General features: G+C 54.2%; 2 rRNA genes. Both read left to right on the forward strand.

Going from position 1 to position 1,194, the window contains the following annotated elements:
* Positions 1–930, forward strand: a 23S ribosomal RNA gene (locus R5R67_RS19365); the annotation flags it as partial.
* Between the two features lie 129 nt (positions 931–1,059).
* Positions 1,060–1,175, forward strand: a 5S ribosomal RNA gene (rrf, locus tag R5R67_RS19370).
* The last annotated feature ends 19 nt before the right edge of the window (positions 1,176–1,194 follow it).

Genomic DNA, 1,194 nt, shown 5'->3' on the forward strand with positions numbered 1-1,194 from the left:
GTAATGATGGCCAGGCTGTCTCCACCCGAGACTCAGTGAAATTGAACTCGCTGTGAAGATGCAGTGTACCCGCGGCAAGACGGAAAGACCCCGTGAACCTTTACTATAGCTTGACACTGAACACTGGTCCTTGATGTGTAGGATAGGTGGGAGGCTTTGAAGCGTGGACGCCAGTCTGCGTGGAGCCGCCCTTGAAATACCACCCTTTAATGGCTGGTGTTCTAACGTAGGCCCGTAATCCGGGTTGCGGACAGTGTCTGGTGGGTAGTTTGACTGGGGCGGTCTCCTCCTAAAGAGTAACGGAGGAGCACGAAGGTTGGCTAATCCTGGTCGGACATCAGGAGGTTAGTGCAATGGCATAAGCCAGCTTGACTGCGAGCGTGACGGCGCGAGCAGGTGCGAAAGCAGGTCATAGTGATCCGGTGGTTCTGAATGGAAGGGCCATCGCTCAACGGATAAAAGGTACTCCGGGGATAACAGGCTGATACCGCCCAAGAGTTCATATCGACGGCGGTGTTTGGCACCTCGATGTCGGCTCATCACATCCTGGGGCTGAAGTAGGTCCCAAGGGTATGGCTGTTCGCCATTTAAAGTGGTACGCGAGCTGGGTTTAGAACGTCGTGAGACAGTTCGGTCCCTATCTGCCGTGGGCGCTGGAGAACTGAGGGGGGCTGCTCCTAGTACGAGAGGACCGGAGTGGACGCATCACTGGTGTTCGGGTTGTCATGCCAATGGCACTGCCCGGTAGCTAAATGCGGAAGAGATAAGTGCTGAAAGCATCTAAGCACGAAACTTGCCCCGAGATGAGTTCTCCCTGAGACTTTAAGTCTCCTGAAGGAACGTTGAAGACGACGACGTTGATAGGCCGGGTGTGTAAGCGCAGCGATGCGTTGAGCTAACCGGTACTAATGAACCGTGAGGCTTAACCTTACAACGCCGAAGATGTTTTGGCGGAATTGAGAAGATTTTCAGCTTTGATTCAGAGTTAAGTACGCAATAGTTTGCGCAGCCAGCGCTGCTGATGCGATAAAGTATTGCGTACAGAGCACAAAGAATTTGCCTGGCGGCCGTAGCGCGGTGGTCCCACCTGACCCCATGCCGAACTCAGAAGTGAAACGCCGTAGCGCCGATGGTAGTGTGGGGTCTCCCCATGCGAGAGTAGGGAACTGCCAGGCATCAAACAAGTGAAAAGCC

It is taken from the genome of Acinetobacter sp. OYA S30, assembly GCF_033599315.1.
Taxonomy (GTDB): Bacteria; Pseudomonadota; Gammaproteobacteria; order Pseudomonadales; family Moraxellaceae; genus Acinetobacter; species Acinetobacter baumannii.